General features: G+C 68.2%; 6 protein-coding genes. 4 read left to right on the top strand and 2 right to left on the bottom strand.

What is annotated here, in order from left to right; all coding sequences use genetic code 11:
• The gene (locus ATK74_RS03285; protein WP_143483546.1) at window positions 1-17577 is read right to left on the bottom strand and encodes a DUF5979 domain-containing protein; all 17577 of its coding nucleotides are present in this window, start codon (window positions 17575-17577) and stop codon (window positions 1-3) included.
• Between the two features lie 829 nt (window positions 17578-18406).
• On the opposite strand from ATK74_RS03285, the gene holA reads away from it, so the two are divergent.
• A complete protein-coding gene (holA, locus tag ATK74_RS03290) occupies window positions 18407-19393 on the top strand; it encodes a DNA polymerase III subunit delta (RefSeq protein WP_211283265.1) in 987 nt (328 codons plus the stop codon).
• 75 nt (window positions 19394-19468) lie between these two features.
• On the opposite strand, the gene rpsT is transcribed toward holA, so the two are convergent.
• Window positions 19469-19729, bottom strand: coding sequence for a 30S ribosomal protein S20 (rpsT, locus tag ATK74_RS03295; protein WP_098459705.1), 261 nt, complete (start codon window positions 19727-19729; stop codon window positions 19469-19471).
• 210 nt (window positions 19730-19939) lie between these two features.
• Here rpsT and lepA point away from each other — a divergent pair, with 210 nt between their 5' ends.
• The 3 genes from lepA to hemW are packed head-to-tail and all read left to right on the top strand — an operon-like array spanning window position 19940 to window position 23854.
• Window positions 19940-21775 carry a translation elongation factor 4 gene (lepA, locus tag ATK74_RS03300; RefSeq protein ID WP_098459706.1) on the top strand — a complete coding sequence of 612 codons (1836 nt, stop codon included), beginning with the start codon at window positions 19940-19942 and terminating at the stop codon, window positions 21773-21775.
• Between the two features lie 52 nt (window positions 21776-21827).
• Complete coding sequence (locus tag ATK74_RS03305) at window positions 21828-22643, top strand: S-methyl-5'-thioadenosine phosphorylase (protein WP_098459707.1); 816 nt, start codon at window positions 21828-21830, stop codon at window positions 22641-22643.
• Window positions 22643-23854 (top strand): radical SAM family heme chaperone HemW, encoded by a 1212-nt coding sequence (gene hemW / locus ATK74_RS03310; RefSeq protein WP_098459708.1) that lies wholly within the window; start codon window positions 22643-22645, stop codon window positions 23852-23854. Before ATK74_RS03305 ends, hemW begins: the two co-directional genes overlap by 1 nt.
• Window positions 23855-23958 lie beyond the last annotated feature (104 nt).

A 23958-nucleotide genomic window follows, 5' to 3' on the forward strand; every position in this document is an offset into this window, starting at 1 on the left:
CTATGCCCGCCGGCGACGCCGGATCAGCAGGCTGCCCAGTCCGATGCTGAGCAGACCGGCGGCCGGCACCCACCAGCCGATCGAGTTGCCGGTGTAGGCCAGGCCGGATCCCGCGAACTCGTTGGTCACCGAGACCGCGAGCTGCTGCATGGTGTTCGGCGAGTCGGCCGTCACCGAGACGGCGGTGGCGGGGGAGTCGTGATCGATGCGGACGGTGATCGCACCGCCCCGATCCGTCTCCCGGGCCCAGCACTGAGTGCCGGCCGGGAGCAGCACGGGGTTGCCCTCGGCGTCGTTCAGGGTGGCCGAGCCGGCCCCGGTGATCTTCAGGGCACCTTCTGCAACCGTGGTGCCCTCGCGCTGGCAGGTGACCTGCATGGTGAAGGTCTTCCCGCGTGCGGCCACCGCGCCGGGGCCAGTGAGCTTCTTGGTCACCGTGAGCTCGCCTGCGGAGTACTCCGCCGCGATCCCGGCCACCGCCACCGTCCCCTGCTCGCCGGTCACCTCGACGCTGCTGGGCAGAGCGTTGGCACCCTCGGCCGACAGCGGACGCACTGTGCAGTGCGCCCCGACCGGGATCGGACCGAGCACCGGACTGCTGGCCGAACTCTGACCGGGCACCGGCGTGATCGTGACCGTGGTGGAGAACACGCTGCCGGAGGCCCCAGCCAGGGTGCAGTCCACCTGAGCGGTGATCGGCTTGGCGAAGCGGCCGGCTCCCACTCCGGTGAAGTCGGCGACCAGCCGCAGACTGCTGGTGTGGAAGGCATTGGTCACATTCACCTCGACCGGGTCGGCGCCGACGGTGAAGGTGGGCTGGTCGATGCCGATCTCGTCCGATGCGACGGCCAAGGAGCTGGCCGACTCGCTGATGGCGCAGGACGCACCCCGCGGAACCGCCGCGAACTCCGCGGTTCCGTCGCCGGTGATGGTCCGAGTGTCCCCGCCCGGGATCGCCACGGTCTTGGTCTGCCCGTCCACCTGCTGCGAGCAGCTCAGCCGCACGGTGTAGGTACCGCTCACGAACGGCTCGGATCGGCTCGGCTGTCCGTCGACCAGCAGGTGCTTGGTCACTCGGACCGAGCCGGTGGCGAAGTCGTTGGTCAGCTGCGCGGTGTTGGCTCCGGTCGCGGCGATGGTCAGGTTCGCCGGCTCGCCTGCCTGGGTGGCACCGCCGGTAGCGGACTCGCTGACCGTGCAGTGCGCGCCGACCGGGATCGGTCCCAGCTCGGAGCTGGTCAGGCCGGTGGCCGTCGAGAGGCTCAGCTGATCATTGCGGTAGACCAGCCACGGCTCGTCCACCCCCCGCTCGTCCAGCGTGCAGGAGACCGAGAAGCCGAACGGGTAGGTGGCGAAGTCGGACGCCCCGTCGCCGGTCACCGACTTCTGCACGACCAGCGGCCGGGTGTGGTAGTCGTCGATGGCGGTGATGGTCGCCGGCGTGGCACCGACACTCACCGGTCCGGCCGTCGCCGTGTCGGCCGTGCGGTAGCTGAGTGCCTGTGGCGTCAGGCTGGCATCGGTCTGCTCCAGACTGCACCGGGCGCCGAGCGGCAGGCCGGTGAAGGTGAACGAGTCGGCGCCGGTGAGCTCGACGGTGTTGCCGCCGGGCACCGAGATCGGCGTCCAGGTGCCGTTGACCAGCCGCTCACAGCTGAGCTGCGCGGTGAACTTCGCCGAGGCGAACGGGGTGGCAGTGGTCGGCACTCCGTCCAGTTGGACCTCGACCGCAGCGGTGATGGAGCCCAGTCCGAACTCGTTGGTCATCGTCACGGCATTCTCGTCGGTGTCGGCGATCCGAATGGACGCGGCCGCGGCAGGCTGCGATGCGCCGCCGGTGCCGGTCTCGGTGACCGTGCAGTCCGCACCGACCGGGATCGGACCGAGCGGATCGCTGACCAGGCTGGTGTCGCGGGACAAGGTGATCTTGTCGGCCGAGAACACCGAGTGGGCGTGATCCTCAGCATCGGTCAGCGAGCAGCTGACCGAGAACACCGAGTCGGCATTGGCCCAATCCGGCGCCCCCTCACCGGTCAGCTTCTTGGTGATCGTCAGCAGGCCGGTGTGGAAGTCGTTGGTGACCCGGGCCTGTGCCACGTCGCCGGCCGGGACCGGGTCGGGCTGGCTGATCTCGACCTGCCCGGCAGGCAGAGCGAAGTCGGAGGCGACCTCTCGCACCGAGCAGGACGCGCCTGCGGGCAGCCCGGTGTAGGTGGCCGAGCCGGAGCCGGTGATGGTGCGCTCGCTGCCTCCGGGGATGTCGATTGCCACGGAGTCGCCGTTGACGATCCGCGTGCAGGACAGGGCCACGCGGTAGTCCCCGCCGGCGTAGGGCTGCGCGGACGAGCTGGTGCCGTCCACCATGATGGCCTTGCTGACCCGGACCGAACCCAGCTGGAAGTCGTTCACCATGCTGATGGCGGTCGGCGTGGCCGTCCCGGTGCTGACCCGGAACGTGGCCGGCTCGGCTGCCGTGGTTGCGCCGCCGGTGCCGGTCTCGGTCACCGTGCAGTCCGCTCCGCCGGCAAGCCGGGACAGCTGCCAGACCGGCTCGGCCTTGCTGACCTCGTCGGTGCCGTCGTAGACCACGGCCGGAGCGGTGTCATCGTCCTGGTCGGTGTCCAGAGTGCAGCGGGTGTGCAGGATGAAGGTCTGGTTGCCCCAGGCGGTGGCGCCGTCGCCGGTCAGCCTCTTGGTGATCGTGGCTGCTCCGGAGCCGTACCTGTCGATGAACTCCAGGCTGCCGGGGGTGGCTGAGATGCCGGCTTCGGCCGTATCGGACGACGTGGGCTCGGCGGTCCCGACCGCCACCTGCACAACCGAGTTCCGTCCCGGTGCGCTCTCCTGCACGGTGCACTGCGCCCCCAGCGGCAGCCCGGAGAACGTCCGGGTCTCGCCGTTGGCCAGACCGAAGGATCGATCGGCGGGGGCCAGCAGGTTGCCCTGGTCCCGATAGGTGCAGGAGGCAGTGAAGCCGTAGCCGCCCGGGTAGCTGATCGGCAGGCCGTTGGCATCGCGCGCATCGCCGGCATCGACGGTCTTGGTGATGGTCAGCGACCCGACCGCGAACACATTGGTCATGGTCAGGCTGGCCGCATTGCCGCTGTCCGGACGATCCGGAATCGTCACCTCGGCCGGGTCGGCGGGCTCGGTGGCCCCGCCGGCATCGGTCTCGCGCACCTGACAGGTGGCGCCGACCGGGATCGGGCCGAGCGTGGCCGAGGTCGGATGCTCGTCGGTCAGCGAGATCTTGTCGTTGGTGTAGACCGGCTCGTCCAGGCCAGGCAGCGTGCAGCTGGCGGCGAAGGTGAACGGGCCCTTGCCGTAGGCCGCACCGGGTCCGGCCAATGCCTTGGTGATGGTGAGTGAACCGGTGTGATAGTCGTTGGTGACCGTCACCTCGGTGACCCCGCTGGACGGCACCGTCGTGCGTGCCGCGGGGGAGAAGCCCACGCCGTTGGCGGCCGGGCTGGACGCCGTCTCGGTGACCTCACAGGAGGCTCCGGTCGGCAGCCCGGTGTAGTCGGCGCGGAACTGGTTGTCGGCATTCAACGTGCGTTCGGCTCCGCCGGGCACCTCGAGCTCGACGTCCTCGCCGTTGACCTGACGGGTGCAGCTCAGGATCACCGTGGCCTGCGCAGCGTCCAGCTGGGTGGCCCAGTCGTCGCCGGGGGCAGAGCCGTCCACGGTGAACGCCTTGCTCACCCGGACGGTGCCGGCAGCGAAGGTGTTGGTGATGCTGGCCCGAGTGGTGCTGTCGGCGGCGATGGTCACGGTCTGCGGCTCGGGATGGCTCGTGGCTCCACCCCAGGCGGTCTCGGTGAGCCGGCAGCTCGATCCGGCCACCAGCTTGTCGATCAGCCAGACCGGGGAGTCCTTGCTCAGCGTGTTGCTGGCCTGGAACACCGGCTGCGGGTCGGTCTCGGGATCCGCGTCCAGGTCGGCGGTGCACCGCACGTCCACCGAGAACTCGGTGGTGCCCCAGGCGTCCGCTCCGGCGCCGGCGAGCAGCTTGGTCACTTCCAGGGAACCGGTGCGGTAGCTGTTGGTGAAGTCCACCCGGTTCACGGCCGGGTCGTCGGCACCGAACATCCCGGAGCCGCGCACCAGAGTGACGGTGGTCTCGGTGCTCTTGGCGGACGTCGGCGTGCCGCCGTCCTGAGTCACCGTGACTGCGGTGCCGGCGGCACCGGCGCTACCGACCTGAGTGAGGGTGCACGAGGCCCCGGCCGGCAAGCCGGTGAAGGAGCGGCTGGTCCACTCGCCATTGGCCTGGTGAGTCAGGCTGAAGGTGCTGGACCAGACGGTCGTCCCGTTGAGCTCACAGCGAGCGGTGTAGTCGAAGGTGCCGGTGTGCGCCACGTCCTTTTCGGGGTCCTTGGCGCCGCCGTTGTCGACGGTGTTGGTGACGGTGAACCCGGCGTACTCGAAGGAGTTGGTGACGCTCAGGTCGAGGCTTTGCAGGGTCTGCGGGGTGCCTGCGGTGACGACGGCAGCGGTGTCCCAGTCATGTCGGTCGACCGCGCTGGACGTAGCCGACTTCGAGTCGGTCTCGGTGGCCCAGCAGTGGCTGCCCAGCGGGACCCGGGACGGGGCGCCGTCGGCATCGGTGACGTTCACCCGCTGGCCGCCGCGGATGGTGAGCTGCCGGGAGAACACCGGGGTGCGGGCATCGCCGATCAGGGCCTCACAGCTGACCTGCACTCCGAACTCAGCCTCGGTGGCCCAGGGCTCGGCGGCGGCTGCGCCGGACAGAGCCTTACTGAGGTAGACCGTGCCGGCGCTGAACTGGTTGGTCAGGCCTGCCACGTTGGCCGAAGCGGTGTCGTCGATCGTGATCGTGACCGGATCAGGAGTGAAGTCGGCCTTGCCGGAGTCCACTTCGCTGACCTGGCAGGCTGCTCCGACCGGGATCGGGCCGATCGCGGCGGAGTTCAGCACAGTGTCGGTGGCGCTGGTGCGTCGCAGCGAGATCCCGGACTGCTCGAAGACGGTGGTGCTGGTGCCGGCGACCGGCATGGTGCAGGACACGTCGAACCGGAACGGTCCGTCACCGAAGGATGCCTGTCCGGCGCCCTCCAGCTGCTTGCGGATGGTCATGGTCCGGGTATGGAAGTCGTTGGTGACGGTGATCGACTGCGGAGTCGACGGGTTGTTGCCGACGGTCACGCCCGCGCTGATCGATGTGGACTGCGCCGTCGGGCTCGAGGAGACCTCGGTGGCCGAACAGCTGGCTCCGGTGGGCAGGTTGTCGTAACGGGCCTGGCCGTTGCCGCTGATGGTGCGGACGCCGTCTTGGCTGTCCCCGAGCGGGAAGGAGTCACCGGGGATGTCGATCGCCACGCTGGAGCCGTTGTAGGGACGGGTACAGGCGAGCTTCACCTGGTAGCTACCGGACGTCCATGGGCTGGCCGTGGTGCTGGTCCCGTTCACGGTCAGGGCCTTGGCCACCGTCACCGCACCGAGGGTGAAGGTGTTGGTCAGGCTGACCGCCTGCTCGCTCGTGCCCACGGTGAACGTGGTCGGACTGATCGTCTTGCTGTTGCCGCCGCCGGTCTTCGGCTCCGAGACAGTGCAGCTCGCCGAGCTGACCAGATCGGGCACCGTCCAGCTCTGGCCAGCGGCCAGGTCCTGGGTGGCGCTGTAGACGGTGCTGCTACTGGCATCGGCCAGGGTGCAGGTCAGGTTCGCCGTGAACGTCCCGGTGCCCCACAGGGCCGCGCCGGAGCCGGCCACCGACTTGGTGATCTTCACCGAGCCGGTCGTGTACTTGTTGGTGAAGGTGAGCCGGGTTGCGGTTGCGTCCCCGCTGACCAGGGTGAAGGCCTTTGTGGTCGCGGCGCTGGTCGTGTCAGTGCTGCCGGACTGGAATCGCACATCGGTGCCGGCCGCACTGCGGCTGTTGGTCTCGGCCACCGTGCACTGGGCGCCGGTGGGCAGGTTGCTGAAGGTCCGCGACGCGCCGGCGGCCAGGGTGAAGCTGCGGTCGGCCGCGTTGCTGAGCACCTCCGCGCCCTTGAACGTGCAGCTCGCAGTGAAGGCGGCCGCCTTGTAGGTGATCGCCGCGCCGGCGGCGTTCTTGGCGGACGAGGAGACCTGCTTGGTCACCGTGAACCCGGCATAGTCGAACTGGTTGGTGAAGCTCGCCGTGGTCACGTTCGCCGTCTCGGCGTTCTCGGTGATGGTCAGGTGATCCGGGGACGTGGTGTCGGTGGCTCCGGCTGCCGAAGACTCGGTCACCGCGCAGGTCGAGCCGAACGGGATCGGCCCCAGCGGCGCCGAGTCCAGGCTGGTCTGCCCCGCGGTCGGAGTGAGCGTGATTCCGGTGGCGCTGAACACCGATCCGAAGCCGTCCTGGGTGCAAGACACGTCGAAACGGAACGGGCCGGTGCCCCAGGTGGTGTTGGCGGCGCCGGTGATTTCCTTGTGGATCACCAGTTTGCCGGCGGCGAAGGCATTGGTCAGGTTCAGCTGTGCGACGGTGCCGTCTCCGACGGTCGCCGAGCCGACGCTGGCGGTGGGCTGCGGCTGGTCGGTGACACTCGAGGTTCCCTCGACCACCGTGCAGCTGGCGCCCTGCGGCAGGCCGTCCCATTGGACGTGGCCGGCGCCGGTGATCGTCTTGGCCGCGAAGCCCGCACCGAGCCGGGCGTCCAGGTCCAGGTCCTCGGCGACGCCGTCGTTGTTGAGGTCCTTGGTGCAGGTCAGCGTCACCGGGAAGCTTCCGGTCGACCACGGGGCCAGCCCGGCCGCGTTGGTGCCGTTGGCGGTGATGGCCTTGGTCAGCTTCACCGAGCCGGTGTTGAAGGTGTTAGTCACCGTCACGACCTGGTTGCCGGTCCCTATGGTCGGGTTGGGCAGGTCGATGGTGGTGGCGTTGGCGCCGCCGTTCTTGGCCTCACTGATCGCGCAGTGAGCACCGGTGGGCAGATTGCGGAGCTCCCAGTTCTGGCCCGCGCTCAGCGACCTGGTGTCGTCGAACACGGTCACCTCGGGGCTCGACGCGTCGGCGTCGGCATCGAAGGTGCACTGGGCGCGCACAGTGAACTTGCCGGTGCCCCAGGCGGTCTTGCCATCGCCCTGAGTGGCCTTGGTGATGTCCAGTCCGCCGGTGGTGTAGCGGTTGGTGAAGGTCACCGCAGAGGCGGACGCAGTGTCGGCACGATGCACCAGCGTGAAGTCGGTGCTGGTGGTGCCGGTGTCGACGCTGTCCTCGTCTTGGACGGTTCGCACCGCGGTGCCGGCGGCACCGCGAGCGTCGGTCTCACGGACGGTGCACTCGGCTCCAGTGGGCAGCTCGCCGAACTCCTTGGTGCCGTTGGCGGCCAGGGTGAAGCTGCGCTGCTCGGGGGTGAGGAACTCGGTGCCGCCGATCGTGCAGGACGCCGTGAAGGCGTAGCTGCCGGTGTAGGCGATCGGCTGGCCGGCGGCGTCCACTGCATCGCTGGTGACCAGCTTGGTGACGCTGAAGCCGGAGAAGGTGAAGTCGTTGACGATCACGGCGGTGCGGGTCGCGTCGGCCTCAACCGGCTTCAGAGTGGCCCAGCTGCCGTCGACAGAGCTGCCCGAGCTCTGCAGATCCGGCCCGGCCTGGGCCGAACTCGTGGTGGCCCATCCCTTGTCGGTCTCGGTCACCGTGCAGATCGCGCCCTGCGGGATCGGGCCGAGCAGGGCCGAGCTGAACTCGGTCTGGTCGCCCGAGCGCTGCAAGGTGACGTCCTTGGCCTCGAAGACGTTTCCTTGGCTGCCGGCCAGGGTGCAGGTGACGTCGAAGCTGTACGGAGCGCCGCCCCATGCCGCCGCGGCCTCACCGGCGAGCTTCTTGGTGATCTGGACGTGGCCGTAGCCGAACTCATTGGTGACGGTCTGGGTCCGGGTCTCGGCGTTGCCGACCACCACGGGATCGGAGTAGCTGGTGGAGCTCAGCTGCGGCTGGTCGGGGGTGTCGGTGGGGTACTGCACCGTCCCCTCGGTCGCCGCGCAGGAGGCGCCCTCGGGCAGGCCGGACCACTCCACGTGGCCGGCGCCGACGATCGTCTTGGTGGCGTCGGTGACCGGAATCGACTCGGCGATCCCGTCGTCGTTTAGATCCTTGGTGCAGGCCAGTGTCATCGGGAAGCCGGTGCTGGCCCACGGCTCGGCCGTGGTGTTGCCACCTTCGACCACCAGCGACTTCTGGACCCGAACGGTTCCGGTGTGGAAGGTGTTGCTCACTGCCACCTGGCCGGTGGTGCCATTGCCGATGAGGGCAGTGCCCTGGCTGCTGGTGGTGGTCGACCCGACCGTGAAGGACTGCTGGTTGGCTCCGGCCGACTTCGGCTCAGTGATCACACAGCTGGCCCGGTTGGGCAGATCCTCGATCAGCCACGACTGTCCGGCAGTGAGCTGCTTGGTGACGTCGAGGATGGTCGCGTTGCCGGCATTGTCGGTGGCTCCGGCCAGGGTGCACACCGCCCGCAGCGTGAAGGTGCCGCCGTCCCAGGTGCCCTTGCCGGCACCGTCGGTGGTCTTGGTGATGTTCAGCTTGCCGGTGGTGTAGCGGTTGGTGAAGGCAGCCACGTTGGCGCCGGGGTCGTTCAGGTCGCCGGTGGCCCGGACCAGGGTGAACGACCTGGTCGAGGTGGAGCCGGTGGCCGAATCGGAGACCGTCTGGTTCTTGGTGATCGTCCAGTCCGTCGAGGCGGCGTTGGCGGCATTGGTCTCGCTGACCGTGCAGTTGGCGCCGGCCGGGAGATCGGTGAAGGTCTTGGACTCCCCGTCCTTCAGCGAGAACGTGCTCGTGGCCAGCGCGGTCGCGGTGGAGGTGAGCCCGTTGTTGTAGGTGCACGAGGCGCTGAAGCCGTAGCTGGGGGTGTACTTCACGCCCAGCCCATTGGTGTCCTTGGCGCCGCCGTTGTCGACAGTCTTGGTCACCGTGAAGCCGGTCAGCGAGAAGGTGTTGGTGAACGCGGCGGTCTTGGTGCTGCCACCGTCGAGCACATTGTCGATCGGGTCGAGGCTGACGCTGGCCGGCGTTGTGTGGATCGCGCCGGCGGCATTGGTCTCGGTCACCGTGCAGGCCGATCCCACCGGGACCGGGCCGACCACCGCGGAGGCGAAGGTGCTTTCGGTGTTGGCCCGCTTGGCGGTCACGTCGCTCTTGCTGAACACCGTGGTCGGCGTGCCGTTGAGTGGCAATGTGCAGGTCACGCCGAAAGTGAAGGTGCCGCCACCCCAGCGGGTGGCGCCGTCCCCGTCCACCGACTTGGAGACCTTGAGGTTTCCGTAGCCGAAGTAGTTGGTGACGTTCAGGGTGTAGGTCCCGGTACCGCTGATGGAGGTCGGGCTGCTGGGAACGACCACCGTGTACGGCGGCTGCGTCGGGGTGCCGGTCGGGTAGGTCACGCCGGTCTCGGCCACGGTGCAGTCGGCCTGCGTCGGGATCGACCACGACAGGCTGCTGGCGCCGGTGATCGTCCCCGACTTGGTGATGGTCTCGGTCGACCCGCCGATGTCCCGGGTGCAGGTGAGCGTGACGTCGAACTTGGTGCTGCTCCAGGGCAACTTGCCGGCGACGTCGCTGGAGGTGGTGGTGGTTCCGGCCCGGGTGAGCTTCTGGACCTTGGCCATGCCCTGGGTGAAGGTGTTGGTCACCGTGGAGGTGGCCGTGGTGCCGTCACCCACCGTGGGCTTCTGGTTGGTGTAGGTGGTCGTGTTGGCGCCACCGTCAACGGTCTCGCTGACACTGCAGGACGCCCCGCTGGGCAGCTGCGAGATCGTGGACGACTTCTTGTTGGTTGAGCTGCTCAGACCGCTCAGTTCACTGGTGCTCCAGCCGAGAGTGACGGTCCCGTCGTAGACCGTCGAGCTGGCAGCGCCGGTCTGGGCGACCGCAGAGGTACAGGTCAGTCGAAGCGTGAACGGCTGGTAGGCCCAGGCCTTGGCCGCACTGAGCAGCCCCGCATTCGAGATGTCCAGCGCCTTGGTGAGGGTCACCGCCCCGACGCCATAGGTGTTGGTGATGGCTGCGACGTTGGCCGCGGGATCGCCGGTGGCGTTCGACGGATCACCCTTGACCAGAGTGAAGGTGCTGGTGGCGCCACTGACCGTGGCATTGCTCTGGCCGGCACGCTTGACCACGATGCCCGTGCTGGTGGCGGCACCGGTGTCGGTCTCGGTCACCGTGCAGCTGGCTCCGGTGGGCAGGTGGTCGTAGGTCTTCTCGCCCCACCGGGTGGTGCCGGTCTCGCTGGAGGTGCTGCCGCTCAGCGTGAAGGTGTCGGAGAGCACCGTGCTGCCGTTGAAAGTACAGCTGGTGGCGAAGGTGAAGGTGGGCTTGTAGGTGAGGTAGGCGCCGGCCTGGTCCTTCGCTCCACTGGTGACGACGTCCTTGGTGACCGTGAAGCCGGCGTAGCTGAACGCGTTCGTCGCAGTGATGCCGAGGTTCTGGACGGCCTCAGGGGAGGCCAGCACCTGGGCGGCGTGATCGAAGTCTGCCTTGTCCACCGAGGCGTCCACGGCCCCGTTGGTGGTGGTTTCACTTGCCCAGCAGTGGGTGCCGTAGGGGAACAGGATGGCCTGCCCATTGCCGTCGGTCAGCTGGACGCTCTGGCCACCCTTCACCTGGACGGTGCCGTCGTAGGAGTAGGGGCCGGTCGCGGTCTTGCCGCACTTCACGGCCAGACCGAAGGTGGCGCCGGTCGCCCAGGACGCACCCGCGGCGTCCCCGGTGAGCACCTTCGAGACGGTGACGGTGCCGGCCGAGAAGTAGTTCTCGAAGCTCGTGGAGTTCACATCGGAGGCGGCGTCGTCCTTGGTGATCACGACGGTGTTCGCGCCCGGAGTGGCGTCCGCCCCGCCGGTGGCGGTCTCGGTGACCTGGCAGCTGGCTCCGAAGGGCAGCGGACCGATCACGGACGAGGCGAGGCTCGGCGTGGTCACGGCGACATTGGATGCGGTGAAGACGGTGGTGCCGTCCAGGGTGCAGCTGACCCCGAACTTCGCCGAGCTGAAGAAGCCGGCGCCGACCCCGGACAGGGTCTTGTGGATCTGCAGCTTGCCGGCCCGGAAGTCGTTGGTGATCCCGATGGCGGCGGTGGTGGCATTGCCCACGCTGACCGGGTCGGTGACGGTCACTGTCGGGTCGGGCTGGCCGGGTACCGAGCCGGCGCCGTCCTCGGTCGCGGAGCAGGTGGCACCGGTCGGAAGGTCGGTGTAGGTGGTGGTGAATCCGCCGGCCTTGGTGAGCGTGCGGGTGGCGTTGTGCGGGACGTCGACCGGCACGCTCTCGCCGTTGACCTGCCGGGTGCAGCTCAACGTGACCGGGAACTCGCCGCTGACCCACGGCTCGGCGCTGGTGGGCGCCCCGTTCGCCGTAATCGTCTTGGTGACCTTCACCGAGCCGGTGGTGAAGGTGTTGGTGATGGTCACCTTCGCCGGATCGGACGGGTCGTCGCCGACCACGAAGCTGCCCCCGACGATCGCACTGGAGTTGGCTCCGCCAACCTTCGCCTCGGTGACCGTGCAGCTGGCTCCGGTGGGCAGGTTGGTGACGCTCACCGGCGCGGACTTGTCCAGGCTGATTTCGCCGTCGAAGACGGTCTCGGGCACCGCATCGGGGTGAGTACAGGTGAGCTGGGCGGCGAATGCCTCGTCATCCCACAAGCCGGTGGGGTCGACGGCGACCTTGGTCAGCTCCACGGCTCCGACGCTGAAGTGGTTGGTGTAGTCGACCACGGTGGCCTCCGCGTCGCCGGCCACCAGGCTGAAGCGCGCGGTTGCCCCGTCGGTCTCCGGCCGGCTACCACCAGTGACCTCGACGGTGGTGTCGGTGGCCGACCGGACGTCCTGCTCGGTCACCGCGCAGGTGGCGCCGGCCGGCAGATGCTCGAAGGTCATCGTTCCGCCATCGCGCAGAGTGAAGCTGCGCTGGACGGCCGGCAAGACCTCGGTGCCGTTGAGCGTGCACGATGCGGTGTAGCCGAAGTCCTTGAACGAGACCGGCTGGCCGGCCGCGTCGCGGGCCACCGGGCCGGTGACGGTCTTGGTGACGCTGAACCCGGCATCGCGGTAGGTGTTGGTGACGGCCAGGGTGGGCAGAGCCGGACCGGCCCAGCCATTGCTGACGTTGGCGATGTCGGCATAGCTGTTGGTGGCGATCACAGAGGTTGCGCTGGAGGTGGCTCCCTGTGCGGAGTCCTCGTCAAAGCGGCAACTGGCGAACAGCGGCAGGTTGCTGGAGCCGTCGAGGTTGTAGCCGACGGTGGTGCCGGTTCCGGTTCGTCCGGGGACGGGCAGGCTCAGGCTGCCAGCGGCCGGATCGGAGAGGGTGAGCGGGCCGGCATCGTCGGAGCAGGTCAGCGTTCCGGAGTAGGAGTTCGGCAGGGCAGCGGTCCAGGCGCTGCCGTCGGGGACGGTCACCGTCTTGGCCAGGTTCAGCTTGCCGCTGGCGATCGCCACACCGACCTTTCGCGGCTCAGTGATCAGTGAAGCGCGAGCCGGGTAGGCAGGGGTGTCCGCCGTCGCAGAGACCTCAGCGGTCCGCGAGCCGACCGCCACCGAGTTCCACGCGATCGGCTCCACCGTGGTCGGATCGGTGAGCGCAGTGTGGGCCGGGGTGATCGTGTCGAAGGTCACCTGCACGGCTCCACCGGGAGCGACGCCGACCTGCGGATCGTCGTAGGAGATGACCACCTTGATCGCCTTCACGCTGGCCGCGCGGGCATGGTCGGCGCCCGTGGGGTCGGCGAAGTCGGCGTTCTCGAAGCGGGTCCAGGCGATGCCGCAGTTGGCGGCATGGTCGGGGTTGGTGTCGTTGAGGATGTCGGACTTGTTGCACGAGGGCGAGCCGGCCGTCGTCGAGTAGTACGTGGCCACCCGGTAGCCGGAGCCATCCAGGCTCACCCGGACGTTGCCGGCGAACAGCGGCCTGAACTTCGACTTGCGCGAGGTCCCGATGGTGACCCCGGTGTCGCCGACGGCGGGCAGGACGTCCAGGGCGCTGATCGTGTTGGCCAGGACGTTGCCGCCGTTGATCATCGACAGACGCCAGCGTTCGGTGCCGCCCGGCCGGGTGATCGGCACGCAGGGAGCGGCGTAGTAGCCGTCGTCGGGCTGATCGCAGTCGGCCAGTGCCGTGCTGCTGCCGGTGGAGATCACCCCCAGATCGTCGACATTGGCCTGGGTGGCATCCGGGTCACCGGCCGCCACACCCTTGACCGACTTGGTCACGGTCATCGGGGTCGATGCGGCAGCCCGGACCTGGGTGGAACTGGTGCAGCCTTCGACGTCGGAGGTCTCTTCCTGAGCCAGGCCGTCAACGGTGTACTGACAGGTCTCGAAGCGGCGATCGGAGATCACCGTCGCGGTGTTCGAGACGATGGTTCCGGCTTGCAGGTAGTCGCGGAACTTCAGGTTCGCGGTGATCAACAGCACCGCGCCGGGTCGCAGGATGAAGCCCTCCGGCACGGTGATCTGCAGCTTGCCGGTATCGGTGTCCAGTGATGCCGCGAAACCGGGGACCGCCAGTCCGTCCACGGTGAAGGTGAACGGTTCGGCTGCGGTGGACGCCTGCAGTGCCGAGCTGCTGACGCCGTGATCCAGCTCGACGGTGCCGACCTGGTCCAGGAGCCGCAGGCCGGTGATGTTCCACTGCCCGGTGTTGGTGATCTTCAGCTTGAAGGGGATCGGCTCACCCAGGTCGAAGCCGCGCACCGGCGCGTCGGCGCTGGGCCGGCCCGGCGTCTTCTCGATCGAGATCTGGTTCACCCGATGCCTGAGCAAGGTGGTGCTGGTGCTCGTCGCCGACGCCGCGTAGGGGGCATCGGTCTCCAGCCAGCCGGCGGTGGCCTGGGCCACCACACGGTTGGTGATCTGGCCCTGCACCGACTCGCCGGGGGCGGTCATCAGCCCCGGACGAGTGGTCGGGACGGCCGTGGTCGAGCCCCCGTCATTGCCATAGACCAGGGAGGCCCGGCGGGTCACGTTGAGGTTCACCTGCACCCGTGGCGAGGCGGGCCGCTCCCACTGGACGACCTGCTGGTTGGCGTCCACGCTGCGGGCGCCGATCCGGACGCCGCGGACGTCGCCGGCGCTGATCCCGGACGGGAGGCTCAGCGTCACTTTGCCGCTGCTCGCCGAGGTCCAGTCCCCGCTGTGCCAACAGGCCGACAGGTCCGTCGAGCCGGCGCACTGGTAGCCGAGCACGTTGCCCGCGGCGTCATAGGACCACTCGATGCCGGTCAGCACCGACAGCTGCAGCTGGTTCACCGGCGCCGGCACCTCGACTGCCGGAATCGAGCTGAGGTCGAAGGCGTTCCAGAAGGTCGCGGTGTCGTCGGTGAGGGTGAGCAGCGTGGTTCGGGCGGTACCGCTGGGACGCCCGGACAGGGCCACCGTGTACTCGTTGGACTCGTCTTCGTAGCGGTTGGCCGGCGTGATCGTCTTTCCGGCCGCGACGGCATAGGTCGGCTGGGCGATGGCGAACTTGGCGCTCGCGGTGGCCTCCGGGGTGTTGGCGTTGGTGCCACCGGGGCTGACGATGGTGGCGATGGCGGTGTTGGTGACCGCAGCGATCGGGCCGACCGGCTCATTGCTGGTGCGCAGCCGCGCGCGCAGCTGGTAGGTGAGCTGCACGGTGGCCACCGATCCGGTGTCGATCAGCTTCGCCGAGGGCTCGCGCAGGCTCTCCAAGTGTCCGTAGTGGACGGTCACGCCGACCACGTCGGCCAGCTCGGCCGGGGTCATGGCCTCCGCCTGATCCAGGCTCAGCCCGTCCTGGGCGGAGATCGCGGTGCCGTCCCAGTGCTGCAGGTCGACGCTGACCTGGCCGCGCTCGAGGTCGGCGGGCAGTTCGCCGCCGCGCAGCTGGTACAGGTTCAGGTAGTTGTAGGCGCCCCAATCACCCAGGTGTGGGTTCGGGTCGGCAAGGGTCAGCTCGGGGACCAGCGAGGCGGTGGTGTTGGTCGCGGTGAGTGTGCTGGTGATCAGCGGGTACTGACTCTGATCGGTGGACGCCAGTTGCGGCAGCCCGAGCAGGTCCTGATCGAAGCTCTTGCTCAGCGACACATTCAGGGGACGGTCGTAGATCGTGACGGCGGCGGAGGCCTCGTCGGTGTAGGACTCGACGCCGTTCTTGGTCGGGACGCTCAGTTCGCCGGTCGCCGTGACCTGGTTGTCCACCACCCCGGGATCCCCGGAGTTGTAGGTGTAGGGGTGGCTGGTGCCGAGCACGTACTGAGACGGGTCGCTACGCAGCGTATTGCGCAGCCGCATGTCCAGCTGGATGCGCCGGCTCGGCGTCGAGCCGGAGCCGATCGCGAGAGCCCCGGACGTGTTGGCGCTACCGGGGCTGAAGGTCAGCCGCATGCTCTGGGTCTTGGCCTGCTCGTCCGCGCTCAGCGTGTAGCCGGGGAAGGTGCCGTCGCAGGCGCTGCTGGTCGGGCACGCCCGGTCGGTCACCGAATGCCAGGCGCCCTCGTAGTACAGCTCGACCGCACTGACCCTGTCCTCGGCGATCAGTGGATCCAGGCTGCGGGTGATCGGCTGGATCCGCACCAGGTCGAAGGCGTCGTAGCTGGAGCCGGCCAGGTTCTCGGCGCCGCGCGGGTCGTCGGTGATGATCATCCGCGACATGCGCAGAGCGTCGGTGTCCCAGCTGAGTCGGGTCGTCCGCAGGTCCTGGGACAGCGCGTCGATCGTGCTGGTGGTCAGCCATGACTTGCTCACCAGGTCGGGTGCACCGGAACCGCCGCCGTTGGTGCTCGAGTGAAGGGTCACCGTGGCCGTGGGGGAGGTGGCGCTCTCGGTGCTCTGCGCCGCCTCCGGGTTCTCGACCTCGACGGTGGACACATTGGTGACCTCGAGGTCCTCGGACGGGTCAGTGGAGGTCTGCGGGTCGTCGCGCAGGGTGGAACGCAGCATCACTTCGAAGCGCGGCGCCACGGTGTAGCCGACCGGCAGCAACTCGCCGTTGGTCGCCGTGAAGGTGAACCGCAGCCCGGCGATGGCTTCCGGCTCGACCGATGCGCTGCTCGGCGCGAATGACCACCCTGACTTCGGGCCGGCCTGGCTGGCCAGTGTCGTCCAGGTGCCGGACTCGGCGTCGAGGTACTCGACCTTCAGCGTCGAGCCAGCGGGAATGTCGGTGGAGACGATGCGCCGCAGGTCGAATCGGCGCCAGAACTCCGGGGTCTGGTCGGTCAGGCTCAGTCGAGTGGAACCGACAGTGGACGAGGGGGCAACCTCTCCGCCCAGTTCCACGGTCATGGTCGACCCTGGTGCTGCCCACAGGCTGGCCCGGGAGAACCGCTTGGACGCGCTGGCCGCGACGCGTTGCGGCAGCATGGTGACCTGATCGCTGGTGGTCTCGGTGGCGTGGCTGGTCGGCAGGCTGGTGTCCTCGGTGCTGGCCACTGCGGCTGCGGTGTTGCGGACCTGGGCCTCCTGGGTGACCTGGCCGGCCTTCACCCGGAACACCACGACGGCTGCACTGTGTGAGTCGATCCCATCGCCGGGAGCGGTGAACACGACGCTGAAGGACCGCACCACCGCGCCCTCGGCCGGGCTCGGCAGGGTATCCGGAGTGGTGCTGGTGAGCGTCTGCGTGGTGTCGTCGGCGTAGCGGTAGGTCACCTCTGCCGAGGTTGCGCCTGCGGGCCAGCCGGCCTCAGATCCGGCACCGGTGACGAAGCCGGAGAACGTCAGGCCCTGGGCGATCAGGTCGGGATCGGTGGCCGCGGCCGGCTCATCGATCCGCAGCGTGTGCACTGGAACCAACCCATTGGTGGCGGTGAGGTTCACGGTGGTCGAGTCGCCGCTGACCAGCTCGGCGGCGGCAATCTGCTTGCTGATTTGCACGCTCACCGGCGACTTCTTGAAGGTGAGACTCGCCGAGTCGGTCGCAGTCTTGGACGTTCCGGCGTAGCTGACCGTGGCAGCTGCCTGGTTCGCCACAGTGAGGGACGCGCCGTCGGCCAGGCCGGTGAAGGCGGTGCCACGGGTCTTGGTGGCCAGCACTACTCGTCCCGACGAGCCGGGAGCGACCAGCGAGCCGTGCGTGGTGAAGCTGATCCTGAGCCCGGTGATGTCGGCCAGGCCGCCCGACGGCAGCAGCGTGCCGGGATCGCTGGGGATCGGGGTCGCGGTACCGGCATGCCAGGTCGTCCCGTCGAACCAGTCGAGCTGGACGCGGTCGGCATCCGAAGGTGGCTGCAGGCTCTCGATGCCGGTGAGCTCCAGTACGTCGAACGGCGTCGCCTGGGCCGGGTCGGCCGGTTCGGCGAGCTGGACGGTGTCGACGCTCACATTGGAGGTGTTGGCCGCCGTCAGGGTGTAGCGCACTGGCCGCCCGGGGAGGGCCGGCTGCAGCGCGGTCGGGCTCACCACCTTGCTGGTGGTGACCCGCAGTACCGGCGGGATGCTCAGCTTCACTGCGGTGGTGTCTCTGACCGGATCGGTGTTGTCGGCGGTCACTTGCAGGTCGGCGTTCACCGTCGAGCCGTCCAGGTTGGCCGACGTGTCGGCCGGAAGGACGGCCTTGATCGTGATCGCCACCAACTGGCCGGCCGCCAGACCGCCATTGCTGAAGGTTGCCGTCAAGTCTTGACCGGAGACCGAGGCGTTTGCCACCGCCGGAGAAATGGTGAATGGGTTATCCGCAAACTGGAGTGGGGTGGGCAGCTTGAATGCCAATTTTGCATTGGTGCATTCGCCGGTGTTGGGGCTGCTGCATTGAATATTGACGGTGTAGCTGAGGGAGTCGCCAGCGCCAATGGTGGGGACGTCGTTGGCATGTCCGGACACGTAGCTGTCGAGTGTGATCTCGCCGCTTGATTCAGCCAATGCTGTTGTGGGAAGCCCAAACGCAATCAGAAGGAGGCTGAGAATCAGGATTAGGGCAGAGCGGAGGCTGTGCTGGCGGATGGGCAACGGTCGACTCCCGGGGTCGCAGATCGGCAGAATCGGGGTCGTCACGACGCTCGGCGTTCGACCTGAGCGAAGCCTAAGGGTGGAATTGTGGCGCGTCCAACTGAAGTCTGGAAAATCCATCATTCGGATGCATTTCTGGCCCGACTCGGCGGGTTTCCGGTCACCCGAATGGGGGAACATGGCTGATGCTGGCACCCTTTTGGGGGACTTGGGTCGGCGATGGTGTGGCGGGGTGTCAGCCCGAGGTCGGGGCTGTGCGCCGGGCTGGGTTCACCGGATCTGGGCTCGGCTTCGACGAAGACGCTGTCGCGTCTCGGCCTGGTCGCCGAGTGTTGACGTCTGCGGGGGCCGCAAATTCGAGAATGACGATCGATGGCATTTGGAATCTCGATCCGGTGAATTCCCCGAATTCGACGCTAATTCCTTGTGGGAGCCACTTCCGGGTCGAGAGTGACCGAAATGCTCGGCCCGGAGTGAGCCCATGTCCGACGAGCCTGGCATGCTAGGCGCCGTGGAACAGGGAAGATCGTTCGGATGCTCACTATTGGTTACCGGCCCGGAGTCATTGCTGGCTGAGCGGGCGGTGGCCGACTTCGTCGAGCGGGCCCTGGCTGAACGACCCGATGCAGCCGTGAACCGGCTGGAGGCGGCCAACCTTGACGCGGGGGCACTGGCCGAGGCCACCGGTGGCTCACTGTTCGCCTCTGCGAGCATCGTTGTGCTCAACGACCTGGCCTCGCTCCCCGAACAGCTGAACGACCAGCTGCTGGCCCAGGCCGGCAATCCGGGGCCAGATCTGGCCCTGGCGATCGTCCATGGTGGGGGAGTCAAGGGCAAAGGCCTGCTGGATCGGCTGAAGAAGCTGCGTCCCGAACTTGTCGACTGCCAAAGCCTCAAGCCCTGGAACCTGCCCCAGTTCGTCAACGCCGAGGTCCGCCGAGCCAAGGGGCGGGCCGATACTGCCGCCTGCGAAGCCATGGTGGACGCCGTGGGCACCGACCTGCGGGCGTTGGCCGCGGCCGTCCGGCAACTGCTCGATGACTCCGCCGAACGGACGATTACCGAGGCAGCCGTGCGTCGCTACTTCGGCGGACGCGCTGAGGTGACTGGCTTCGCGGTGGCCGACGACACCATGGCCGGAAACGGCGAAGGCGCGCTCGGCAAGCTGCGTTGGGCCTTGGCCACCGGAGTGGCTCCGGTGCAGGTGACCAGCGCGCTGTCGTCCAGCCTGCGCGGGCTGGGTAAGTACTTGGATGGGCGCGATCTGCGGCTGTCCGACCCGGATCTGGCCAAGCTGGCCGGGGTGCCGCCGTGGAAGCTGAAGGATCTGTCCCGGCTGTCCCGGGATTGGAAGCCCGGCGGCGTTGCCCAGGCCATTCAGGCGGTTGCGGTGGCCGATGCGCAGATCAAGGGCGCGGCCAGCGATCCGGGGTTCGCCTTGGAGCAGGCGGTGCTGAAGGTGATCTCCTACCGCGGCCGGCGCTGAACCCGGCCGACCGGCTCAGGGCGTCCGGGAACGCCGAACGCCGCTCGGTCACCCGAGCGGCGTTCGAGGGAAAGATCAGAGTGCGGCGGCCTTGGAGGCGATCGCCGACTTGCGGTTCGCAGCCTGGTTGGCGTGAATGACGCCCTTGCTTACGGCCTTGTCCAGGGCGCGGGTCGCGACCTTGGCCAGCTCCTGGGCCTTGGCGGTGTCGCCGGCCTCGAGAGCCTCGTTGAACTTGCGGACCTGGGTACGCAGGCCCGACTTCACGGCCTTGTTCCGCAGCCTGGCCTTCTCGTTGGTCAGGATCCGCTTCTTCTGAGACTTGATGTTCGCCACGCCGGTGAGCTCTCTTCGCTGGTATTGATGCAATGCGCCGCGCGGACGCGACTGCAAACACTACCAGTCACCGGCTCGCCGCCTCAAATCGTCGTGGCTGGCTCCACCGTCCGTCCGCGCATCACGTGCGTTGACCTCGATTGTGCCAGAGTCGGCTGACCGGGTGCGTCCGGTATCGTGTGCTGGCTGCCCCGTAGACGAAGAAAGCGCATGTCGAAACCCGTACCCGGCAAGACCCCGCCCGCGATGATCCGCAACTTCTGCATCATCGCGCACATCGACCACGGCAAATCCACCCTGGCCGACCGGATGCTGCAGCTCACCGGAGTGGTGGACGAGCGGTCGATGCGGGCCCAGTACCTGGACCGGATGGACATCGAGCGCGAGCGCGGGATCACCATCAAGTCCCAGGCCGTCCGGATGCCGTGGCGGGTGGACGGTGCCGACTACGTGCTCAATATGATCGACACCCCCGGCCACGTGGACTTCACATATGAGGTGTCGCGTTCGCTGGCCGCCTGTGAGGGCGCCATCCTGCTGATCGACGCCGCCCAGGGGATCGAGGCCCAGACGCTGGCCAACCTCTATCTAGCCCTGGAAGCCGATCTGCACATCATTCCGGTGCTGAACAAGATCGACCTGCCCAGCGCCCAGCCCGACAAGTACGCCGCCGAGATCGCCCACCTGGTCGGCTGCGAGCCGTCCGATGTGCTGCGGGTCTCGGCCAAGACCGGCGTCGGGGTGAAGGAGCTGCTCGACCTGGTGGTGGCGGACGTCCCGGCGCCGGTGGGCGATCCCAAGGCCCCGGCCCGGGCGCTGATCTTCGACTCTGTCTATGACACCTATCGCGGTGTGGTCACCTATGTCCGGGTGGTCGACGGCGAGCTCAGCCACCGCGAGCGGGTGCTGATGATGTCCACCAAGGCCACCCACGAGACCCTCGAGGTCGGGGTGATCTCGCCGGAGCCGATCAAGTCGCCGGCGCTGGGCGTCGGCGAGGTCGGCTACCTGATCACCGGGGTGAAAGAGGTGCGCCAGTCCCGGGTCGGTGACACGGTCACCATCGCCTCGCGTCCGGCCAGCAAGGATCTGGGCGGGTACCGTCCGCCGCATCCGATGGTCTACGCCGGGCTCTACCCGATCGACGGTGCCGACTTCCCCGAACTGCGCGAGGCGCTGGACAAGCTGCAGCTCAACGACGCGGCCCTGGTCTATGAGCCGGAGACCTCGGGAGCGCTCGGCTTCGGCTTCCGGGTGGGCTTCCTCGGCCTGCTGCACATGGAGATCGTCCGGGAGCGGCTGGAGCGGGAGTTCAACCTCGATCTGATCTCGACCGCGCCCAACGTGGTCTATCGAGTGGTCATGGAGGACGGCTCCGAGCACATCGTGACCAACCCCTCGGAGTACCCCGACGGGAAGATCGCCGAGGTGCACGAGCCGATCGTCCGCGCCACCGTGCTGGCCCCGGCTGAGTTCATCGGCACGATCCTGGAGCTGTGCCAGGCCCGTCGCGGCGAGCAGCTGGGCATGGACTATCTGTCGGAGGATCGGGTCGAGATCCGCTACCTGCTGCCGCTGGCCGAGATCGTCTTCGACTTCTTCGATGCGCTGAAGTCGCGGACCAAGGGCTTCGCCTCGCTGGACTACGACGAGGCCGGCGAGCAGATCTCGAAGCTGGTCAAGGTGGACGTCCTGCTGCACGGCGAGCCGGTGGATGCCTTCAGCTCGATCGTCCACGCCGACGCCGCCTACACCTACGGCGTGGCCATGGCCAAGAAGCTCAAGGAGCTGATCCCGCGCCAGCAGTTCGAGGTGCCCATCCAGGCGGCCATCGGCTCCCGGGTGATCGCGCGGGAGTCGGTCCGGGCGCTCCGCAAAGACGTGCTGGCCAAGTGCTACGGCGGTGACATCACCCGTAAGCGCAAGCTGCTGGAGAAGCAGAAGGAGGGCAAGAAGCGGATGAAGATGGTCGGCCGGGTGGAGATCCCCCAGGAGGCCTTCGTCGCCGCGCTGTCCACCGGCGAGTCTCCGGACAAGAAGAAGTAAGTCGGCCCCATCGGTTCGGCGTCGGCCGTGGCGACGCAATAGGCTCCAGGTCATGGACGCAGAGATCGGCATCATCGGCGGCAGCGGCTTCTACGAGTTCCTGGAGAACCCGCGGACCATCGAGGTGGACACCCCCTTCGGAGCTCCCAGCGCGGCTCCGGCCGTCGGCGAGGTCGGCGGACGGACGGTCGCCTTCCTGCCCCGGCACGGCGCCCAGCACCAGTTCCCGCCGCATCGGGTGAACTACCGGGCCAACCTGTGGGCGCTGCGCAGCGTCGGGGTGCGTCAGGTGATCGCCCCGGCCGCGGTCGGCTCGCTGGTCCCCGAACTCGGTCCGGGCGCTTTCGTGGTGCCCGACCAGGTGATCGACCGCACCTGGGGACGGGCCCACACTGTCTACGACGGCGTCGGCGAGGTCATTCACACCGCCTTCGCCGACCCGTACTGCCCGCGCGGACGGGCCACCGTCCTGGCCGCGGCCGACCAGAGCACGCCGCTGGTCGACGGCGGCACCCTGGTGGTGATCAACGGTCCACGCTTCTCCACTCGCGCCGAGTCCCGCTGGCATGCCGCGGCCGGTGGCACCGTGGTCGGAATGACCGGCGTGCCCGAGGCGTCCGTGGCCCGCGAACTGGCCATGTGCTACACCACGGTCTGCATGGTCACCGATCATGACGCCGGGGTCGAAGCCGGCGAAGAGGTGACCCACGCCGAGGTGATGCGGGTCTTTGCCAACAACATCGAGCGGCTGAAGTCGCTGCTGCTGCGGGTGATCGCCGACCTGCCGGGTGCGGAGTCCGACGAGGCCGCGGTCTGCACCTGCCGTCGGGTCCACGACGGTCAGAAGCTGCCGTTCCCGCTGCCCTGATGCCCTCCACCCCGCCGCCGGGGGATCCGGCACCGGCCGACGGCGCCCTGCCGCCGGAGCGGCTGATCGGTACCGAGCAGCGCCGGCTGAGCGCCTACGTCCACGTCCCGTACTGCAGCTCGCGATGTGGCTACTGCGACTTCAACACCTACACGGCCGCCGAACTGGGCGCTGAGCCCGGTTCGGGTCAGGACGCCTACCTGGCCGCAGCCCGCGCCGAGTTCGCCCTGGCGGCTCGGGTGCTCGGTCCGCGACCGCCGCTCCAGACGGTCTTCTTCGGTGGCGGGACGCCCACTCTGCTGCCGGCCACCGAGTTGGCCGGACTGCTGACCGGGCTGCGGGAGACCTTCGGTCTGGCTCCGGACTGTGAGGTGACCACCGAGGCCAATCCGGAGAGCGTCGACCAGGCCTACCTGGAGACACTGCGGGCGGCGGGGTTCAACCGGCTCTCCCTCGGCATGCAGTCGGCGGTGCCGAGCGTGCTGCAGGTGCTGGAGCGACGGCACACCCCGGGACGAGTGGCCCAGGTGGTCGACTGGGCTCGGGCGGCCGGGTTCGAGTCGATCAGCCTCGATTTGATCTATGCCAACCCGCACGAGACTCTCGACCAGTGGCGGGCCACCATCGATGCCGCCCTCGCTCTGGCCCCCGATCACCTCAGCGCCTACTCCCTGATCGTCGAGCCCGGAACTCGGCTGGCGGCCCGGATCGGACGCGGTGAACTGCCGCTGCCCGACTCCGACCAGCAGGCCGACTGCTACCTGATCGCCGATGAGGCGTTCACTGCGGCCGGACTGGTGAACTACGAGGTGAGTAACTGGGCGCGTCCGGGGCACGAGGCGCGGCACAACCTCGCCTATTGGCACAGCGACGACTGGTGGGGCTTCGGGCCGGGTGCCCACTCCCACGTCAACGGCGTCCGATGGTGGAATTTGCGACACCCTGCCGGCTACACCACTGCGCTGGCAGGTGGCTCCTCGCCGGCCCAGGCGCGCGAGCTCCTGACCCCCGACGACCGCCGGGTGGAGCGGGTGATGCTGGAGCTGCGGCTCATCGACGGGCTGCCCTTGGACGTCCTCACCGGATCCGAGGCGGCGCGACTTCCCGAACTTGTCAGAGCAGGATTGATTGACAGAACCGAACGATCAGTTCGGTTTACCCGGTCGGGCCGACTACTTGCTGATGGGGTAATCCGCAATCTTCTCGATTGAGGCCTTCTACAACGATCCGGTAACGGGTCGAGCAATGTGACTCGCTGTAACAGCAGTGAGACATAGGGATGGTCAAATTCCTAGCGCACCCGTACCCTTGCCCA

It is taken from the genome of Propionicimonas paludicola, from assembly GCF_002563675.1.
In the GTDB taxonomy this organism is placed as follows: Bacteria; Actinomycetota; Actinomycetes; order Propionibacteriales; family Propionibacteriaceae; genus Propionicimonas; species Propionicimonas paludicola.